The following is an 18,550-nucleotide window of genomic DNA, read 5'->3' as shown; positions in this document are numbered from 1 at the left end:
ATCATAAAAGGACCTGCCACTTATCATAAGTGACAGGTCCCTTTTCATCGCTGTGAACACCTTTTCCGAAATGCACTTCAGCTTAAATATTCTTCCTGGCTTTACAGATTCTCCTGTAAGAATGCACTTAATTTTTCAATTGCTGCATCTTCATCTTCACCTTCAGCACGAAGTGTGATTTCTGCACCTTTCTTAGCACCCAGCCCCATAACGCCAAGGATTCTCTTTGCATCTACTTTCTTACCATCCTTTTCAATGGTAATTGCACTTGCAAATCCTGCAGCTTCCTTTACCAGTAATCCTGCCGGTCTTGCATGGATTCCCTGCTCATCTGTGATTGTGTAAGTAAATTCCTTCATGTTCTTCCTCCTAAAAAGTTATATTTTTTCCCGTTTTTTATACCATAGTTTTAATTTGCAAGTATGTTGACTCGCTTATGCTCACTATTCGTGAGTACATCACTTATTATATCATACAATCTTCTTTTTTAACAATCCCAAAAGCAGACAAGATACTGCTGAACCTGCAATCAGTGATAATAGATACCAGATTGCATTACCCATTACTAAGAATACGAAGATTCCACCATGTGGTGCCATCAGTGTACAGTTAAATGCCATAGACATTGCTCCTGCAATTGCAGAACCTACCACACAGGCTGGAATCACGCGCAGCGGATCCGCTGCTGCAAACGGTATTGCACCTTCTGTAATAAAGGATAATCCCATAATAAAGTTTGTCGGTCCGGCTTTTCTTTCTTCTGCTGTAAATTTATTTTTGAAAAATAAGGTTCCAAGTGCAATGGCAATTGGTGGTACCATACCGCCAATCATAACGGCTGCCATAATATTATAGTTTCCAGCGGCAATGGATGCAGTTCCAAATACATATGCTGCTTTTTATTTACAGGGCCGCCCATATCCACAGCCATCATTCCTGCTACCAATGCTCCCAGTAATACAGAGCTTACGCCATTCATATGTGCCAGTCCGGTATTAATTGCAGTATTTAATGCTCCAACCGGCGGTTCGATGATAAAGGTCATCAATGCACCTATTAACAATACACCAAGCAGCGGATACAGTAGAACCGGTTTCAATCCATCCAGACCTTTTGGCAGTTTGTCAAAGATTTTCTTTAATAACTGGATGATAAGACCTGCAGCAAATCCGGCTACTAAGGCTCCAAGGAAACCTGATTTTCCATTTGCTGCAATTGCTCCTCCAACGAAACCTACTACCAGTCCAGGACGGTCTGCAATACTCATGGCAATATAGCCAGCCAGTACAGGAAGCATAAAGCCAAATGCCAGTCCTCCAATGGACTTAAAGAATGCTGCTGCCGGAAGAATTGTACCAAAATTAGCACGCTCATCCGTAGGAAGTGATGCAAGGTCTACACCAAAGCTGTCGATTAAGAATGCAATGGCAATCATAATACCACCACCGACAACAAATGGAAGCATATGGGAAACACCGTTCATCAGATGCTTGTAAACTTTGTGTCCAAAGCTTTCTCCGCCCATGCTTTCATTTTCTGATGCTTCCCCGCTGCCTTTATAAATTGGTGCATCCTTTGCCATAGCGCGCTGTATTAATTTATCTGCTTTACTGATTCCATCGGAAACCTGACAGATGATAACCGGTTTTCCGGCAAAACGATCCATCGGGACTTTGGTATCGGCTGCAACAATAATGCAGTCTGCTTCTTCAATTTCTTTTGCAGTAAGCACATTTTTTGCTCCGCCGGAGCCTCTTGTTTCCACCTTAATAAAGCAGCCTAATTCTGCTGCCTTCTTTTCCAGACTTTCTGCTGCCATGTATGTATGGGCAATTCCAGTCGGACATCCGGTTACTGCAAGAATCTTTTTCTGATTTTCTTCCGGTTCCTTTATTTCTGCTTCCTTCTGTTCTTCCTTTTCTTCCTTCTCAGACTCTGCTTCATCAATGACTTTTAAGAATTCCTCTACCGAAGCTGCCTGTTTTAATCCGTTGGTGAAATTCTCATCCATCAGAAGAACAGACAGACGGCTTAATACATCAAGATGTACATTATCTTCTGTATCCGGTGCTGCAATTAAGAATATTAAATGAACTTTCTCTCCATCTAAGGCATCAAAATCTACCCCATCCTTTAATACCATTGCACTTAATCCCGGTTTCTTTACGGCTGCTGATTTGCAATGAGGAATTGCAATGCCCTCTCCAATTCCTGTGGTACTCTCTTCCTCTCTTGCAAAGACTCCTTTCCGGTAATTCTCTTCATCTGTAATTTTTCCACTCTTTACCATCAGGGAAACCATCTGGTTTAATACATCTTCCTTTCCGGTTGCTGAGCCATTCAACTGAATGCTTTCCGGTGCCAGCAAATCTCTGATTCTCATATACCTTCCTCCTTCTTCTTAAAATGGAAATGCATGATTCTTTAATAATTGTTCTACTTCTTCTTTCGTTGCAAGTTCTTCTGAAAATGCACTGGCACTTCCGGTACAGATTCCCATCTTATACGCCTGCGCATAATCCTTATTCTTTAAATATCCTGCCAGAAAACCTGCCACCATGGAGTCTCCTGCTCCTACGGAATTCTTTACTTTACCCTTCGGAGCTTCGCTCTCAAAAGCTTTTCCCTCTTCTGTCAAAAGCACAGCCCCGTCACCTGCCATGGAAACAAGTACATTTCTTGCACCCTGCTCCTGCAGCTTCGCTGCGTATTTCTTTACATCCTCTTTGCTGCTGATTGTCACACCAAATAACTGTCCTAATTCATGATTATTCGGTTTAATCAGGAATGGATGAAGCGGAAGTACATTTGCCAGAAGTTCTCTGGTTGCATCTACAGCAATCATGACATCCTTTCCTTCCAGGTATTTCATGATATCCATATATATGGACTGAGGCATAACATCCGGTATGCTTCCTGCCAGTACCAGCACATCTCCGGTTTTTAAGGTATCTAATTTGGCATAAAGCTTCTCGATATCTGTGCTGCGGATCATCGGCCCCTGGCCATTGATTTCTGTCTCTTCTGTGGAACGAAGCTTCACATTAATTCTGGATATTCCTTTCTCTACCTGAATGAAATCGGTATTTACCCCCTCTTCATCCAGGCGTTTGCTGATTTCTTCTCCGGTAAAGCCTGCTAAGAAGCCCCATGCGGTACTCTTTAATCCCAGATGATTCAATACGATGGATACGTTGATTCCCTTTCCTCCCGGAAACATTTTCTCCTGTTCCGTCCGATTTACCTGACCGGTTTTGAAGGTTTTTACATCCACAACATAATCCAGTGACGGATTAAACGTTACGGTATAAATCATTCTTCCACCTCCTTTATATTTTTATACTTCCGATAAGATTCTAAGGTAAGACCTGTTGTAATCACATCTGCTGAAGCAAATGGTGCAAATGTCACACTGGATATCTGTGCAAATTTACTCTTATCTCCCAGGATATAACACTGTCTGCAATTTGCCATTGCTTTCTTCTTTACCATAGCCTCTTTCACATCCGGTGTGGTATATCCTTTTTCTACATTAATTCCATTGGTTCCGAAGAAGCCTTTTGTAAAGTTATATTTATCCAAGGACTCCACTGCCTCAGCACCTACCACAGCTTCTGTGGATGCCTTGAACTCTCCGCCGATGATATAAACCTCACATCCCAGTTCAGAGAGCCGTTTTGCATGGGCTACTGCGTTGGTTACCACACAGGATGGCTTCACATCCATAAAATCAATCATGCAGTCTGTTGTAGTTCCTGCATCCAGATAAATAAAATCATCTGCTGTAATTAAGGATGCTGCATACTTCGCTATAGCTGCCTTCTCATCACGATGCATGTTTCTTCGAAGTGGCACATCATCATCCTGTGTATGAAAAACTGTTCCTCTTAAAATTGCACCGCCATGAACCTTCAAAAGCTTTCCATTTTCGTCTAAAGTATTCAAATCTCTTCGTACTGTTGACTCGGAAGCATCGAAAAGCTGCATCAGCTCAGTTACTTTAACACTGCCCTGTTCTTCCAGCAGGGAAAGGATTTTTCCATATCTTTCCTCTGTCAGCATATCATCCCTCCCATTCCTTTTTTCTATTTTCTGCTTTCTATGGTTTTATTATACGTTCAAAAACCGTCATAGTCAATCATATTCCGTCATTTTCATTCACAAAAATCCATTTCACAATTTGTGCAAAATATACAAAACAGGATACACCTTGGTACATCCTCGCGGAGCTTTTTTTACTTTACAGGAAAGCAATTTCCTGTAAAGTAAAAAAAGAAGCCTGCAAAAGCATCACCTTTTACAGACCTCTTCTCGCCTTTTTAAACCGTTTTCCGGTTCTTATTCTTATTATCTTTTAGAAGCTTCGGATTTTCTCGTTCTCTTCTCCGGTATTTTCAATTTTACGGATTATAACATCATAACTGTAATCGTCATTTACCTTCACACTGACACGGTCTCCTACCTTATGGCCAAGCACTGCTTTCCCCATAGGAGATTCGATACTGATTAATCCTTTCAGCGAATTTCCACGCATGGTAGTCACCAATTTGAAGGATTCTTCCATATCATCTTCTTCAACATAAACCGTCACCGTATTATTGATACCTGCCTCGTCTTCCTTAGAGTCATCTGATACCACGACTGCAGTACGAATCATGCGCTCTAAATAACGAATTCTGCTTTCGTTTTTATTCTTATCTTTCTTGGCGGCATAATACTCGAAGTTTTCACTTAAGTCACCCTGTTCTCTTGCTTCCTGTACAGCACGGATTGCATTCTTTCGTACCACTAATTTCCGATATTCAATTTCTTCTTCCATCTTCTTGATATCACTTTGTGTTAATTCGTTATGCATACCGTCACCTTTTCATTCTAACAGCTTACGCTAATGCAGCTGTAATAATTGCCATGGAATATACTTCTGATGCATTACATCCACGGGATAAGTCATTGATTGGTGCATTTAATCCAAGAAGAATCGGGCCATATGCATCAAAGTTACCAAGACGCTGCGCAATCTTATATCCAATATTTCCTGCATTGATATCCGGGAAAATAAATGTATTTGCATGTCCTGCCACTTTGGATTCCGGACATTTGGTACGTGCAACTCTTGGAGATACGGCTGCATCAAACTGAAGCTCTCCCTCGATTGGAAGCTCCGGATATTTTTCTCTTGTCTTGTTTGCAGCATTACGCATCTTATCTACATCCTCGCCCTTTCCGGAGCCTAATGTAGAATAGCTTAAGAATGCCACCTTTGGATCTACACCGAATATCTTTGCACACTCTGCTGCTTCTCCGGCAATTTCAACCAGTTCATCTTCTGTCGGATGAATGTTGATTGCACAGTCAGCCATTGCCAGTACTTCATTCTCGCCGGTTGCAGAAGGACGTACCAGAATAAAGCAGGATGATACAATGCTGTTACCCGGTTTTGTCTTAATTAACTGTAATGCCGGACGAACAGTATCTGCTGTAGAATAGGTTGCTCCACCTAACAGTGCATCAGCATATCCCATTTTTACTAACATGGTTCCGAAATAATTAGCCTGAGAAAGAATTCCTTTTGCCTGCTCCGGTGTTACGCCTTTGCTCTTTCTTAAATCACAGAACATGGTAACCATTTCATCAAATTTTTCAAAATGTAATGGATCGATAATTTTGGCTCCGCGAATATTAAATCCGCTCTCCTCTGCTGCTTTCTGAATCTCAGCTTCATTTCCAACCAGAATCGGACTTAAGAAATTACTTGCCAGCAGGCGGGATGCTGCCTCTAAAATTCTTGGGTCATTTCCCTCTGTAAACACAATTTTCTTTGGGCTTTTCTTTAAAATATCAATCAGTTGACCAAAACCAAACATATCTTTCTCTCCTCTGCTCTCTATATATTATTTTAACTGCATATTATTGTACCCTCTTTTAAATAAAAATCAAGTTTTGAATTCAATACAATTTCTCAAAAGTGCATTTTCTTCTATTATAAATATGCATCTCTGTTCAGGCAAAAATGATTCTTCCGGAAAGAAAGCCGTCCCTCATCTCTTAATTTTCCAAGTTCCGTTGACATCGCACTCCGTTCCACAGAAAGATAATCTGCTAACTGCTGTCTGGAAAATGGAATATCAAACTCTGATGTTCCATGCTTCTGTGCCTCTGCTGACAGATAGGACAATAACTTTTCCCTGGTATTGCGTTTTCCCATATGGGTTAATTTTTCATTAAAGCGAAGATTCTTTTCTGCCATATTCTCTAATAAATTCCGAAGCAGAACCAGCTTCCAGCCTTCCGTTTCTCCATCTGCATCCAATATATTCCGAACGTTCAGCCACAGCACATTTGCTGCCTCTTCTGCAATCACACTTACATTAATATTCCGCCTCTGCATACAGGCAAAAGTCTCTGCAAAAACATCCCCCGGTTCTATTTTTGCAACCAGATTCCGGTTTCCCCAGAAATCCTCCTGCACAATCAAAAGTCCGCCAGAAACCAGCAGCCCCATTTCTTTTACCTGCTCTCCACAGTGCAGAATATAATTTTCTTTATCATAAGTCATCTCATGGGCATCTAATCCCTTTAAGACTTTCTCCTCTTCTGTTTCCTCAATTCCTTCAAAAAAAGGTGAATTTTTCATTTCTACAGGAAATTTTTTCATTTTATAACCTCCGTTGTTTTTCCAACCGATTATTTATTGCTATTATAGTATACTGACTATACAAAATCAACGAGGAGGAATCTAAAATGATTCGTAAAATAATTCATATTGATAAAGAAAAATGTAATGGATGCGGTTTATGTGCATCCGCCTGCCACGAAGGTGCCATCGGCATGGTCGATGGAAAAGCCCAGCTTTTAAGAGAGGATTACTGCGATGGGTTAGGTGACTGTCTTCCGGCATGTCCTACCGGTGCTATTACCTTTGTACAGAGGGAAGCCGCAGCTTATGACGAAGCCGCTGTAAAAGAGCACTTAAAGAACCGTGAAGCGGCTTCGGTAAAACCTGCAGTTTCAGCCAATCACGCAGCTCCGGTTTTCAGCGGATGTCCGGGCAGCCGGATGCGCTCCATGCAGCGTAAAAACACGGAAAATACTTCTGCAGGCTCTAATACCGCATCCAGTACTGCATCCAACGCAGTCACAGCAGGAAACGCACCGGAAAGCCAGCTTACCCAGTGGCCGGTTCAGATTAAATTAGCACCTACAAATGCTCCGTATTTTGACAATGCAAGACTGCTGATTGCTGCAGACTGTACAGCTTTTGCCTATGGCAATTTCCATGAAAAATTCATAAAAAACCACATCACCCTGATTGGATGTCCCAAACTGGATGATGTGGATTACAGTGAAAAGCTTACTGAAATTATCCGCAATAACAATATCAGAGATATCAGTATTGTGCGCATGGAGGTTCCGTGCTGCGGCGGCATTGTAATGGCTGTCCAGAATGCCTTAAAGCAAAGCGGGAAAATGATTCCATGGCAGGTTGTTACCATCTCTGTTGATGGCAAGATTATGGAATAAATTGCTTCCACAAATCTTACTTTTCTAATTCTAAGACAACGGTTTCACAGCTGTCTAATGTAATTGTACCATTTAAGGCTGCCTCAGCATTGATTGCTTCCTGGCGGCCTTCATTGGTTAACAATACCTTTGCAATTCTTTGCTCTAATGTGATGGTATGCTCTTCTGTTCCAAAATTTGCAAGAATCAAAAGCTTCTGACCGCTTTCTTCATTTACCCGTTCAAAAGCAAATATGTCATCTACATTTTCATATTTTGGTTTAAAAATACCATAAGTGAAAGTATCTTTGTATTCTTTTGCCTTACGCAGTGCAATTAATTTCCTATAATAAGCCAATACAGAATCTGCCTTATGTTCCTGGGCTGCTACGTTGATTTCCATGTAATTCGGATTCATGGCAAGCCATGGAGTTCCATCTGTAAATCCGCCATTTTTTCCATCGGACCACTGCATTGGTGTTCTGGCATTATCACGGCTGTTCTCATAGCAGCATTTCAAGGCTTCTTCTTCACTGAGTCCTGCACGCAACGCCTCCTGATACTGGTCGATGGTGCTGATGTCATCATATTCTGAAATATCATTTCGTTTGCAGTTGGTCATCCCGATTTCCTGTCCCTGATAGATAAATGGAATTCCACGCAAAAGAACGGATACGGTTCCAAGCATCTTCTTTCCTGCATCATTTCTGGCATGCTCCGGCAGATAATGAGTTGCTCCTCTTGGTTCATCATGATTTTCAATAATGTTTGCCTTAAAGCATTTTCCCTGTAATTCCTGCTGGGAATCGAAAATTACTTTCCGCCATTCCTCAAAACGTAATGGTTTCTGGTCGTACCAGCCATGCTCACCAAAAGTAAGCACATGGGCGCTGAAATCAAACATCGTAGAGAAATGTCCATCCTCTCCGATAAATTCCAAGAGTTCATCTTCCTTCATATTAAAGACTTCTCCTACTGTAAAGGCATCATACTTTTCAAAAGTCTCATGTTTTAATTCTTCGAGAAAATCTCCTACTCCATTTACCTCTTCTACCATCCTGATGCAGGTTACAAGTCCGTCCGGTCCATCCGGCTCAAAGGACGGGAAGTTAATATCTTTCTTGATATTGATAATTGCATCTATACGGAATCCTGCCACGCCTTTGTCTAACCACCAGTTCACCATTTCATAGATTTTCTGACGTACTACCGGATTCTCCCAGTTTAAATCCGGCTGCTCTTTGGCGAACATATGAAGATAGTATTTATCACTGTTTGGCACCTTCTCCCAGGTACTTCCGCCAAAATAGGAACGGTAATTACTTGGAGCCTTGCCATCTTTTCCTTTCACAAAATAGAAATAATCTGCATACTCTCCATCCGGGTCTGCCAGTGCTTTCCGGAACCACTCATGCTGGTCGGAGCAATGATTTACCACCAGATCCATTACGATATACATATCACGTTTCTTTGCTTCCGCAAGCAGCTCATCAAACTCTTCCATGGTTCCGAATTCTTCAGCAATATTATAATAATCTGAAATATCATATCCCTGGTCTACAAATGGGGATTTATAAATCGGTGAAAGCCATACGATATCGATACCCAGTTCCTTTAAATAATCCAGTCTGGATATGATTCCTCTCAAATCACCGATTCCATCTCCGTTGCTGTCCTGAAAGCTCTTTGGATAAATCTGATATGCCACCTTGTCATGCCACCATTTTTTCTTCATGTTCTCATCCTCCATATTTCCATTATTCCTGTATTTACACTTCGTTCTTTGTATGATACTGTTATTATATACGAAGTTTTAGGAAGTTTCTTCCGTGATATTTGCGTTTTTATTGCACAATCCTGCTCTTTTATGTAAAACAAAATAAACGATATGATTATGGATTTCAGATGCAGACGGTGGAAGGTAGGTTATAGGATACAAAATAGCAGCATTTCTTAGATACATTTTTTCTTGATTATAAACTGTCTTTCCGCTTGCTTTGACGAGGATATCTGCACCGTCTGTCGAGTGTGGATGCTGCATAAAGATAGTAAGGCGCACTAAGAATTTCAGTATTAATATTATTTTATCTGCCAACCGGCGCAAATTCACATCCATGTTCATATGCGCCTCGCCGGCACGTCCCTGTGCCAGCGTTGGCTATTGCTGTATGAAATTCTAAGTGCGCCTAACAATCCTTATCATGCATCCATACTTCGGCGAACGGTACAGATATCTTGTCAAACATTGGAAAGACTGTTTTTATCATAGAAAGAAAAAATGTATTTTAGAAATGCACTGTTTTGCATCAGACCTACCTTCCATCGTCTGCATCCAAAATTCCATTTCTTTCATTTTGTTTGTATAAAAAATCAGGATAAATGCTGTTTAAATAAGCAACATTAAAAGGAGATTCCCATGAAAGATAAAAAACAACTCCCTCTGGAACAAAAAGAAAAGGCCGTTCATGGCGAACGAATTTTTCCATTAAAGAAATATCTTACTACGTTGCAGGAACGGTATCCCATTGTTACGCCACACTGGCATGAAGAGGCTGAATTTACCCTGATTACCAGCGGTGTCTGTACGTATCAGGTTGACCTTGAAAGCTTTCAGGCTATGCCTGGAGATTTCGTTTTCATTCCTCCACTGGCTCTGCATTCCATTGCCATATTACCTGCCGGGCATATGCATTCGGAAACATATGTCTTTCACCTTGATTTCCTTGGTGCATCCTCTGCAGATATCTGTGCCATGCGATATCTGATGCCCCTTGCCAAGCAGCAGCTGATTCCCCCTTTTCATATAGTAAAAGAGCACCCGGTCTACCCGGATGCCCTCGCATTGTTCTATGAAATCAGCAGCTGTTATTCCGCTGCCCAGCCGGGATATGAACTGATGTTAAAATCCCTGCTGTTAAAGCTTCTTACCCTTCTACTTCCGTACTGCAGCAAAAGTTCTGAGCAGCCACAGCTTCAAAGCGAACATACCCAGAAGATTAAGGGTGTCTTAGAATATATCGGATTACATTATACCGAAAATATTTCTATTGAAAGCCTGGCATCCTCCTGCTATTTCAGCGAATACCATTTCATGCGCTTTTTTAAGAAATATGTCGGAATGTCATGCTTAGATTATATCAAGAGCCTGCGCCTGCAAAAGGCTGCCGACCTCTTAGAACAGCAGGAGCTTTCCATTACAGATGCCGCCATGACTGCCGGTTTCAGCAGCCTTTCCTACTTCTACCGGGAATTTAAAAAACGCTATGGCATGACACCACGCCAGTTTATCCATTCCCTTCCGGAACGTCAGCATACGAATCGTACCTCTACTCCAGGCAGTCCTTTTTCTCCACTTTGATTTCCCAGTGGATTAAGAAAGTCAGGGCTGCCCGGAGTGCAATATATAGGGGTTCTTTTCCATATTGTATCCTGCCTTTTATTAATTATCCACGAAAATCTACATTCCAGCCAACCTGTTTTTCCTGTGGTGTAAATACATAATCGCTCATGCTGTCATATAACATATCCTGGATTTTCTTTTCCAGTTCTTCCAACGAACCAGCAGTAACCGTTACAAGATCTTCACTCTTACCAGTTTTATCCATGCTGTCAGTCTTGTCCGATTTCTTAACGGAAGATGTATCTTCATCCTCCTTATTCATTCGTTTCTCATAAGCTTCCTTCTGAGCTTTCTTACGTTCTGCACGGTTTTCTTCCTGTTTCTTTTCGATACGTTTCTTCTGAAGAGACAAAGACTTATCTACAACTGCAAAAAATGATGCATTGCCGCCATCATTTACCTGAATGCCATATGCCTTCACACCACTCTGTCCATTAGCAAACCGACTCTGCATGGTTGCAAGCTGACTGGATGCATTGGCTATGATTCCCTCGTACTGTTTCCGGTAAGACTCATCTTCTGCCATCCGCTCAATCTTCTCTTCATCAATTAGAACCACCATTTTGTTGGCATTGGCATACTGTCCTGCATTGGCTTTTGCTGTCTCTTTCATATCCTTGGATACCAGAATGAAATCCATCGTGCTAAATTTCTTTTTCAGCTTCTCATAATACTCTTTCGCCTTATCCGAAAGCTTTGGCTCTCCAATGGTTTTTCCGGAGACTTTGCTGCTCTTTTCCGATTCCGTATAACCAGAAACGTTTTCTGCCACCTGATTTACTGCGTTTGTGTTCATAAAAATTCCTCCTTGAAAATATCTATAAGCAAATCCTTTTGCTTAAAACAATCTGTTCCATTCTTTATATCGGAAGAATCTCTCATTTTCTTAAGCGGTTCCTATAGTGCAAAATAGCCTAAAACAATGGCTCCAAGAATAATCCGGTACCAGCCAAATACTTTAAAATCGTGTTTTTTGATATAGCCCATCAGGAAACGGATGACTACTACAGATACCGCAAATGCTACCACGCAGCCTAAGCCTAAGGCACAAAGTTCCTGAGCAGAAAACGCAAAGCCGAACTTAATAAGTTTGATCAGGCTCCAGCCAAACATAACCGGCACAGCCAGGAAAAATGTAAACTCTGCTGCAGCCACACGGGATACTCCGATTAAAAGTGCTCCGATAATGGTTGCACCGGAACGGGAGGTTCCCGGAATAATTGCAAGTACCTGAAACAATCCGATAATAAATGCTGTCTGATAAGTAATATCATTTAAGCTTTCCACCCTTACTTTCCGCTTTTTATTCCAGTTTTCAATCAGAATAAACGCAAAACCATAGAAAATCAATGCAGCAGCAATCACAAGCGGTGTATGAAAATGTGCATCCACATAATCATCAAACAAAAGCGTTACCACAGCTCCCGGTATGCAGGCAGCTACAACCTTAAACCATAAAGAAAAAATATCTTTCTGGATGACCGGCTGTGTCTTGTCTTTAAACTGAAACGGGAACATTTTCTTCCAGAACAAAAACACTACCGCAAGAATAGCTCCCAACTGTATCACCACGAAAAACATCTCTTTGAATGAATCTGTCATATCAAGCCTGATAAATTCATCCACTAAAAGCATATGTCCTGTGCTGCTGATTGGAAGCCATTCTGTAATTCCTTCTACAATTCCAAGAAAAATAACCTTCAGCATTTCTACAAAATCCAATAACATTTCGTTGTCCTCTTTTCCTATTATTTCCGATTTCTCATTTTAACATACTATGCTGATAATATATATATTATTTTTCTTAAGATATTCTGTTTATTTGCGGAATGCTGAAAATAATCCCTTCTTCTCATATGGTTCTTTTGTTACTTCTAACGCATCATATCCACTGTTTTTAATCACTTCCTTGATTTTTTCCTCCGGAATATCAGTATCGGTAATAATTACGGTCTCTTTTTTACTGTGGGATGAAGTTACTTTCTTTACCGGAAACGCTGCCCGCACTGCATCATTTACATGTGCCTCACACATTCCACACTGCATACCATCTACTTTTACTGTTATTTTCTGCATAAATCCTTCCTCCTTCATTTCCTTCCATCACATTATAATCTCTTTTTTTCTAAAAAAATATAGAATTAACGATATTTTTTCTCACCACTTTGCCACTATTTTCGCTCTTCCTTTTCTGAAAAAATTATTGTAAAATATTTCTTTGGGATTAAATTTTAAAAAGAAAGGATTTTATATATGAAGAAACCATTCCGTCTTCTTCTATGTCTTGCACTGCTTTTTGTGAGTGGATGCAGTGGTTATCAGAAAACCATCCGCTTTGGTGCCGCTGACATAGGTGGAATCTACTATACCTTTGCCAATACCTTTACCGGACTTGCCTCCTCGGAGGATGATACCTATCAGTTTGAAGTTAAGACAACCGCAGGCTCTGCTGCCAATCTAAGGCTGCTCTCCGGTGGATATATCGAACTTGGATTAGCCCAGTCTGACCTGATTGCCTCCGCCTATGAAGGCAGTGGAATTTTTGAGGGAGATCCTTGTCAGGGATATTCCGCTATTGCCGGGCTTTATACGGAAGCCTGTCAGATTGTCGTCCGTGCAGACTCCAATATTCAGACGCTGGATGATTTACAGGGCAAAATCGTCAGCATCGGTGCGGAGGATTCCGGTACTGAGCAGAACGCTAACCAGATTCTGACCATGAGCGGACTTACCACTGAGCTGGTGAAAACAGTAAACCTCGATTATACCGATGCTGCTGACCAGCTTATCAATGGAAAAATCGATGCATTTTTCTGTACTGCCGGTATCCAGACAACTGTAATCGAAGAATTAGCCAAAGAATGTGATATCCGTCTTTTGGATATTGATGAGAAATGCAGGAATAAATTGCTGTCTGCTTATCCATCCTATAGTGAATATACCATTCCTGCCAATACTTACACCGGACAGACGGAAGATATCCATACCCTTGGTGTCAAAGCGGTTCTCCTTGCTTCCGACAAGCTCTCTACTGATACAGTAGAACACTTAACGAAATGGCTTTTTTCCCATGCGAAGGATTTACAGTATGCAACTTCTTTAAACCTGCAATTAGATGAAACTTATGCTACTGATGGCATACCGATTCCATTCCATCCGGGTGCTGTTGCCTATTATGAGAAACAGGGCATTACGCTTTCTTCCGAAAGCAATACACCAAACTAGAAAGGAACACTATGAATATACATTTAGATATGTACCAGACCTTAGCTGTTGCTGTGCTGGTACTCATGCTGGGAAGTTTTTTACGAAAAAGAATACATTTTCTGGAAAAATTCTGTATTCCGGCACCCGTTATCGGCGGTCTGCTCTTTGCGATTTTCACCTGTATCTGTTACAGTACCGGAGTTGCAGAATTTTCCTTTGATGATACCCTGCGGGAAGTATGTATGGTATTCTTCTTTACTTCCGTAGGATTTCAGGCTAACTTAAAAGTCTTAAAAAGTGGTGGGAAATCCATGGCAGTATTTTTAGGACTGGTCATTACCCTTATTATTACCCAGAACTTTCTTGCCGTTGGATTATCCAAACTATTAGGATTAAATCCATTAATCGGTATGTGTACTGGTTCCATTCCAATGGTGGGCGGACATGGTACAGCAGGTGCTTTTGGACCGGTACTGGAGGATTTCAATATCCATGGTGCCACTACCATCTGTACCGCTGCTGCTACCTTCGGTCTGATTACAGGAAGCCTGATTGGCGGTCCTTTAGGAAAACGCCTGGTAGAAAAGAAAAATCTTCTCTCTACTGTTGCTTCCGAAGATGACAGCCTCTTAGTGGAAGATGAGAAAAAACACGAACGCCATACCAACATGTATGCTTCCGCTGTTTTCCAGCTTATCCTTGCCATTGGACTTGGTACTATTTTCTCCTATTTTCTGACAAAAACAGGACTGACTTTTCCAATTTATATTGGTGCCATGTTAGCAGCCGCACTGATTCGTAATATTGTGGAATACTCCCATGGCAATGCCACGATCCATATGGGAGAAATTAATGACCTGGGTGGTATTTCCCTGTCATTATTTCTTGGTATGGCTATGATTACTTTAAAATTATGGGAACTGGCTTCTCTGGCACTTCCGCTTATCATTTTATTAAGCTCACAAGTCATTCTGATTGCTGTATTTACTTACTTTATTGAGTTCAATATTATGGGGCGGGATTATGATGCAGCAGTCCTTGTTGCAGGTACCTGCGGATTCGGTATGGGTGCCACACCAAATGCCATGGCAAATATGCAGGCTCTCTGCGACCGCTATGTTCCATCCGTCAAAGCATACCTTCTGATTCCACTGGTGGGAAGTCTGTTTGCCGATTTCATCAACAGCCTTGTAATTACATTTTTTATTAATATTTTGTAAATAAAGGAGCACCTTATGTTTCATTTTAAAAATAAAATCAAGAATGCAAGAAAAGAACGTGAAAAGAAAAATTATGATCTGACTTATGATAATGTTGCCATTCCAGAGGTGCACAAGACATATTCCACTCCGGATACAGCAGAAAATACCACTGCTGCCTTTCCATCTGAATCTTCCGATGAACAGACTTCCAGTGTCAGCTTTGATAATGTTGCGATTCCGGAAATTCATATACGAAAGAAAAACTAATTTCACTTTTGAATACAGACCGCCGGCAGGAAAAACACATTCCTTTCTTATGTGTTTTTCCTGCCGGCCGTTTTCAATCTTTCCTATTTTTTCAATTTTCTATTTTCAATCTCTTTCTATCTGCTCAGAATTTCCTTATAAATTTCTTCTGTCTGTACATCATCCACTCCGCTCATATAATATTGTTTTCCATTTGCCGAAAAATGCAGAAATTTCTTATTCTGCGGATTTAAAAACTCCTGACATTCTCCCTGCTCATAAATCTTAAATGTTCCTTTCTCAAGATTATCCATTCCTGTTCCATTTATCTTAGACCTGCGCGGAAGTTCTGTCACCATTTCCACCTCTTCTATGGTATCCAGCGGAAGCTCATAATCGGTGCGGATATGCTCTGCACAAAGATTGCCATTTTCTATTTCCAGATGAATCGGTGTAAACTCTTCTGCAATCACCCAGGCACATAAAATTGGAATAGTAAGAAATACCAGTGCTGTAAATAGCATTGTTGCTTTTCCAGCTTTTGACGCCATATTTACAGTTGTTCCAATGCCGACTTTTTTATCTACCATCGTATGCGGATCATTAGGATTATAATAAAGAACACCGCCTATCCAGTTTCTATCATCTTCTGTTCCGTTGCTTAAATCATGTTTGCCTGCATAAGCCTTTTCCACTTTTCCCAGTCTGATAAATACCGGAATGCATATCACCAGCAGGAGAACTGCATACACTATCATGGCAATAAGCATTATGCTTTCTACCTTCTTATCTACGAATGAAATTGCCAGAAGAAATAATATCAATATGGTATTCATCCAGATACAGCAAAGCCAGAAATTTTTCCAGATATTTTTCTTTGCCCTGCTATAATTGATATTAATGTCACTATCTGAACTGATGACCTGTATCGGCTGTCTGTCCATAATAACTGCGACCAGAAAATAAATGAATCCACAGGCAGCTCCAATCAGACAGGATATTCCAACCATTTTATAAACCGGCAGTGCTAAAGCTGCACCTATAATGCCTATGGCAAGCGGAAGAAAAAATTGGAAAAAATGTATGCACCGAATGGCTCCCGCATTCTTTAATTCCACATATCGCTCTGTTGACTGTGTCTCATAGTATCCCTTTTGCCGCTTCCATTCTTTCAGCCGGCTATTGGCAAAGACCAATGGCAGCATCAGTAATATAATTGCTCCAAACATCCATACCAGCCAGATCGTCATCTGGATGGAAAAATACGGTGTCAAAAGACTGCTAAAAGGAATTACCGCAAGCAGCAGCCCATACCATCTCATTTCTCTTTTAAACCGCTTCTGAATTGCCTTTACTTCATCCTCTTCGAACCATTCCGGTTTCATATTTACACCAAAAATACTTCCATTCTTCTGTCCGCTTTGCAGCGCCATTACCACATATACAATAAATAATACCGGATACAATGTTGCAAAAAATATAATATTAAGAAACATCTTCATCACCCCTTATACATATTCCTGCATAATGCTAAAAATTCTTCCTGCGTTATGCCACATATCTTTGCCTCGGAAATCACCTGTTGTAATATTATTTTGGATTTCTCCTGCAGTTCCTTTGTCTCAGTAAATTCATTCCGCACATGAGCGCCATTCCGCCGGTCGGTATAAATATATCCTTCCTGCTTTAATAATGCATATGCCTTATTTACTGTCATAGAATTGATTCCTATCTCTCCTGCCAAAGCCCGGACCGTTGGAAGCTGCTCACCTGGCTTTAACCTGCCATCCGAAATTCCCAGTACAATCTGATTACGAATCTGCTGGTAAATCGGCACTTCCGCTGTCTCATCAATCGATATGACCATCTGAAAACTTCCTTTCTAAACTTCCTTTCTAAATTTTCTTTCTAAAATTTTCTTTCTAAAATTTTCTTTGTCTCATTTGTGTTATTAATTATAATACAAATGAGACAAAGATGCAAGGAATATATTCACATCATATATCCAATCTGACAGCATATTATTCTGTTTCATCAATCATCATATGTATCATCTTCTTTACACCTGAAATATCAAATGGACTTTCCGAAGATTCATAAGTAAAAATAACATCCCGCCCCGGCATAAGATAATTTTCTATATATAAATTCTGCTTTCGGATAAAATTTCCTACATAAGATATATTATCCATCATTCCAGCATGTTCCCAATAAAGAATCCGCCCGGTTTCCTTATTTAAAATTGTAAAATCCGGATATATTTCTATCTCTTTTCCTTTCTTTTTTAACTTTAATGGACGTTCATACTTATATAGCAGAATGTCTTTTTTCTGATGCAGCATATTAGCTATAAGCACTTCTGACTTGGAACGCACCAGTTCCCCATGCTCCGTCTCATATCGTAAATTCTCCGGATATTCTATATTCTGCTCATATTTTTCCTCTTCCCATTCCTTCAAAACAACTTCTTCCGGTTTTAGATATGGTGTGATCAACTTCTTCCTCTGGTATTCCTGCTCCTCATAAATCTCTCTCATCCATCCTATATCATAATCAGCCTCCACCTGCTGAAGTATTTTTAAATTTCTCTCTGCTTTGGTCTTAAGCTTTTTGCAATAGCTCTTCTGTGCCAGAATACGAATAAAATTCATTTCTCTTAGTGGAAGATATTGTTGTATCATCTTCCCTTCTTCATCTTTCATCTGCCTGTAATAATACGTTTTTCCATTTTTATTATGAATTCTCAGCGTACCACTTGGTGCTTTCTCTTCAAAATGCTTTATATCATTGAGTATCTTCTGCAATTCATTTATTTCATTTTGTATCCAATTTTTCATAAGCATTATTCCTTTCTTTTATAAGATTTAAAGTTCTTATATTCTTTACAGTTCTTGTATTCTTTACAGTTCTTATAGCTTTTACAATTCTTGTATTCTTTACAGCTCTTATAGTTTTTATAGCTCTTATATTTTCATATTTAAACAATGATTCCTAT

The 18,550-nt window shown here is 40.3% G+C and carries 19 protein-coding genes and 1 pseudogene; 5 read left to right on the top strand and 15 right to left on the bottom strand.

What is annotated here, in order from left to right:
- Positions 1-101 precede the first annotated feature (101 nt).
- The 7 genes and pseudogenes from DV740_RS02265 to DV740_RS02235 form a co-directional block, all read right to left on the bottom strand.
- Positions 102-359 (bottom strand): HPr family phosphocarrier protein, encoded by a 258-nt coding sequence (locus tag DV740_RS02265; RefSeq protein WP_117697112.1) that lies wholly within the window; start codon positions 357-359, stop codon positions 102-104.
- Between the two features lie 111 nt (positions 360-470).
- A pseudogene (locus tag DV740_RS02260) lies at positions 471-2,383 on the bottom strand (PTS fructose transporter subunit IIABC).
- 18 nt (positions 2,384-2,401) lie between these two features.
- The gene (pfkB, locus tag DV740_RS02255; protein ID WP_118087397.1) at positions 2,402-3,316 is read right to left on the bottom strand and encodes a 1-phosphofructokinase; all 915 of its coding nucleotides are present in this window, start codon (positions 3,314-3,316) and stop codon (positions 2,402-2,404) included.
- Positions 3,313-4,062, bottom strand: a complete 750-nt coding sequence (locus DV740_RS02250; RefSeq protein WP_022242619.1) for a DeoR/GlpR family DNA-binding transcription regulator — start codon at positions 4,060-4,062, stop codon at positions 3,313-3,315. Before DV740_RS02250 ends, pfkB begins: the two co-directional genes overlap by 4 nt.
- A gap of 292 nt (positions 4,063-4,354) precedes the next feature.
- Complete coding sequence (locus tag DV740_RS02245) at positions 4,355-4,855, bottom strand: GreA/GreB family elongation factor (RefSeq protein WP_117697105.1); 501 nt, start codon at positions 4,853-4,855, stop codon at positions 4,355-4,357.
- Positions 4,856-4,880: 25 nt separating this feature from the next.
- A complete protein-coding gene (gene pta / locus DV740_RS02240) occupies positions 4,881-5,864 on the bottom strand; it encodes a phosphate acetyltransferase (RefSeq protein WP_117697104.1) in 984 nt (327 codons plus the stop codon).
- A gap of 116 nt (positions 5,865-5,980) precedes the next feature.
- Complete coding sequence (locus DV740_RS02235; RefSeq protein WP_117697103.1) at positions 5,981-6,655, bottom strand: Crp/Fnr family transcriptional regulator; 675 nt, start codon at positions 6,653-6,655, stop codon at positions 5,981-5,983.
- A gap of 86 nt (positions 6,656-6,741) precedes the next feature.
- On the opposite strand from DV740_RS02235, the gene DV740_RS02230 reads away from it, so the two are divergent.
- Positions 6,742-7,521, top strand: a complete 780-nt coding sequence (locus DV740_RS02230; protein WP_118087396.1) for an ATP-binding protein — start codon at positions 6,742-6,744, stop codon at positions 7,519-7,521.
- 16 nt (positions 7,522-7,537) lie between these two features.
- Here DV740_RS02230 and DV740_RS02225 read toward each other — a convergent pair whose 3' ends face one another.
- Positions 7,538-9,235, bottom strand: a complete 1,698-nt coding sequence (locus DV740_RS02225; RefSeq protein ID WP_118087395.1) for an alpha-glucosidase — start codon at positions 9,233-9,235, stop codon at positions 7,538-7,540.
- A 78-nt stretch (positions 9,236-9,313) separates the two neighbouring features.
- Positions 9,314-9,622 carry a hypothetical protein gene (locus DV740_RS02220; protein ID WP_118087394.1) on the bottom strand — a complete coding sequence of 103 codons (309 nt, stop codon included), beginning with the start codon at positions 9,620-9,622 and terminating at the stop codon, positions 9,314-9,316.
- Between the two features lie 294 nt (positions 9,623-9,916).
- Here DV740_RS02220 and DV740_RS02215 point away from each other — a divergent pair, with 294 nt between their 5' ends.
- Positions 9,917-10,858: an AraC family transcriptional regulator gene (locus DV740_RS02215; protein WP_117840968.1), complete on the top strand. Its 942-nt coding sequence runs from the start codon at positions 9,917-9,919 to the stop codon at positions 10,856-10,858.
- 85 nt (positions 10,859-10,943) lie between these two features.
- On the opposite strand, the gene DV740_RS02210 is transcribed toward DV740_RS02215, so the two are convergent.
- From DV740_RS02210 to DV740_RS02200, 3 genes are all read right to left on the bottom strand, one after another.
- Entirely contained in the window at positions 10,944-11,696 is a 753-nt protein-coding gene (locus DV740_RS02210) for a DUF6033 family protein (RefSeq protein ID WP_118087393.1), read from the bottom strand.
- A gap of 101 nt (positions 11,697-11,797) precedes the next feature.
- Positions 11,798-12,628 carry an undecaprenyl-diphosphate phosphatase gene (locus DV740_RS02205; RefSeq protein ID WP_118087392.1) on the bottom strand — a complete coding sequence of 277 codons (831 nt, stop codon included), beginning with the start codon at positions 12,626-12,628 and terminating at the stop codon, positions 11,798-11,800.
- Between the two features lie 90 nt (positions 12,629-12,718).
- Entirely contained in the window at positions 12,719-12,976 is a 258-nt protein-coding gene (locus DV740_RS02200; RefSeq protein ID WP_117840965.1) for a heavy-metal-associated domain-containing protein, read from the bottom strand.
- 177 nt (positions 12,977-13,153) lie between these two features.
- Here DV740_RS02200 and DV740_RS02195 point away from each other — a divergent pair, with 177 nt between their 5' ends.
- From DV740_RS02195 to DV740_RS02185, 3 genes are read left to right on the top strand one after another with little or no spacing between them, the layout of a single operon-like run.
- Positions 13,154-14,125 carry a TAXI family TRAP transporter solute-binding subunit gene (locus DV740_RS02195; RefSeq protein ID WP_118087391.1) on the top strand — a complete coding sequence of 324 codons (972 nt, stop codon included), beginning with the start codon at positions 13,154-13,156 and terminating at the stop codon, positions 14,123-14,125.
- An 11-nt stretch (positions 14,126-14,136) separates the two neighbouring features.
- Positions 14,137-15,327 carry a sodium/glutamate symporter gene (gltS, locus tag DV740_RS02190; RefSeq protein WP_117697084.1) on the top strand — a complete coding sequence of 397 codons (1,191 nt, stop codon included), beginning with the start codon at positions 14,137-14,139 and terminating at the stop codon, positions 15,325-15,327.
- Positions 15,328-15,342: 15 nt separating this feature from the next.
- Entirely contained in the window at positions 15,343-15,576 is a 234-nt protein-coding gene (locus tag DV740_RS02185; RefSeq protein ID WP_118087390.1) for a hypothetical protein, read from the top strand.
- A 116-nt stretch (positions 15,577-15,692) separates the two neighbouring features.
- Here the strand turns inward: DV740_RS02185 and DV740_RS02180 are convergent, their stop codons facing one another.
- From DV740_RS02180 to DV740_RS02170, 3 genes are all read right to left on the bottom strand, one after another.
- A complete protein-coding gene (locus tag DV740_RS02180; RefSeq protein WP_158551928.1) occupies positions 15,693-17,051 on the bottom strand; it encodes a DUF5808 domain-containing protein in 1,359 nt (452 codons plus the stop codon).
- A 5-nt stretch (positions 17,052-17,056) separates the two neighbouring features.
- Positions 17,057-17,422 carry a GntR family transcriptional regulator gene (locus DV740_RS02175; RefSeq protein ID WP_117697075.1) on the bottom strand — a complete coding sequence of 122 codons (366 nt, stop codon included), beginning with the start codon at positions 17,420-17,422 and terminating at the stop codon, positions 17,057-17,059.
- A gap of 154 nt (positions 17,423-17,576) precedes the next feature.
- The gene (locus DV740_RS02170) at positions 17,577-18,392 is read right to left on the bottom strand and encodes a hypothetical protein (protein WP_117840962.1); all 816 of its coding nucleotides are present in this window, start codon (positions 18,390-18,392) and stop codon (positions 17,577-17,579) included.
- Positions 18,393-18,550: the final 158 nt, after the last annotated feature.

Origin of the sequence: Roseburia sp. AF02-12, from assembly GCF_003461765.1 — a bacterium.
Taxonomy (GTDB): domain Bacteria; phylum Bacillota; class Clostridia; order Lachnospirales; family Lachnospiraceae; genus Roseburia_C; species Roseburia_C amylophila.
This window is presented reverse-complemented; position numbering and strand designations above follow the sequence as displayed.

Bases quoted from the DNA above. Each gene is read 5' to 3' on its own strand.
- DV740_RS02265 (WP_117697112.1), bottom strand. From the start codon at position 359: ATGAAGGAATTTACTTACACAATCACAGATGAGCAGGGAATCCATGCA.
- pfkB (WP_118087397.1), bottom strand. From the start codon at position 3,316: ATGATTTATACCGTAACGTTTAATCCGTCACTGGATTATGTTGTGGAT.
- DV740_RS02250 (WP_022242619.1), bottom strand. From the start codon at position 4,062: ATGCTGACAGAGGAAAGATATGGAAAAATCCTTTCCCTGCTGGAAGAA.
- DV740_RS02245 (WP_117697105.1), bottom strand. From the start codon at position 4,855: ATGCATAACGAATTAACACAAAGTGATATCAAGAAGATGGAAGAAGAA.
- pta (WP_117697104.1), bottom strand. From the start codon at position 5,864: ATGTTTGGTTTTGGTCAACTGATTGATATTTTAAAGAAAAGCCCAAAG.
- DV740_RS02235 (WP_117697103.1), bottom strand. From the start codon at position 6,655: ATGAAAAAATTTCCTGTAGAAATGAAAAATTCACCTTTTTTTGAAGGA.
- DV740_RS02230 (WP_118087396.1), top strand. From the start codon at position 6,742: ATGATTCGTAAAATAATTCATATTGATAAAGAAAAATGTAATGGATGC.
- DV740_RS02225 (WP_118087395.1), bottom strand. From the start codon at position 9,235: ATGAAGAAAAAATGGTGGCATGACAAGGTGGCATATCAGATTTATCCA.
- DV740_RS02220 (WP_118087394.1), bottom strand. From the start codon at position 9,622: ATGAACATGGATGTGAATTTGCGCCGGTTGGCAGATAAAATAATATTA.
- DV740_RS02215 (WP_117840968.1), top strand. From the start codon at position 9,917: ATGAAAGATAAAAAACAACTCCCTCTGGAACAAAAAGAAAAGGCCGTT.
- DV740_RS02210 (WP_118087393.1), bottom strand. From the start codon at position 11,696: ATGAACACAAACGCAGTAAATCAGGTGGCAGAAAACGTTTCTGGTTAT.
- DV740_RS02205 (WP_118087392.1), bottom strand. From the start codon at position 12,628: ATGTTATTGGATTTTGTAGAAATGCTGAAGGTTATTTTTCTTGGAATT.
- DV740_RS02200 (WP_117840965.1), bottom strand. From the start codon at position 12,976: ATGCAGAAAATAACAGTAAAAGTAGATGGTATGCAGTGTGGAATGTGT.
- DV740_RS02195 (WP_118087391.1), top strand. From the start codon at position 13,154: ATGAAGAAACCATTCCGTCTTCTTCTATGTCTTGCACTGCTTTTTGTG.
- gltS (WP_117697084.1), top strand. From the start codon at position 14,137: ATGAATATACATTTAGATATGTACCAGACCTTAGCTGTTGCTGTGCTG.
- DV740_RS02185 (WP_118087390.1), top strand. From the start codon at position 15,343: ATGTTTCATTTTAAAAATAAAATCAAGAATGCAAGAAAAGAACGTGAA.
- DV740_RS02180 (WP_158551928.1), bottom strand. From the start codon at position 17,051: ATGTTTCTTAATATTATATTTTTTGCAACATTGTATCCGGTATTATTT.
- DV740_RS02175 (WP_117697075.1), bottom strand. From the start codon at position 17,422: ATGGTCATATCGATTGATGAGACAGCGGAAGTGCCGATTTACCAGCAG.
- DV740_RS02170 (WP_117840962.1), bottom strand. From the start codon at position 18,392: ATGAAAAATTGGATACAAAATGAAATAAATGAATTGCAGAAGATACTC.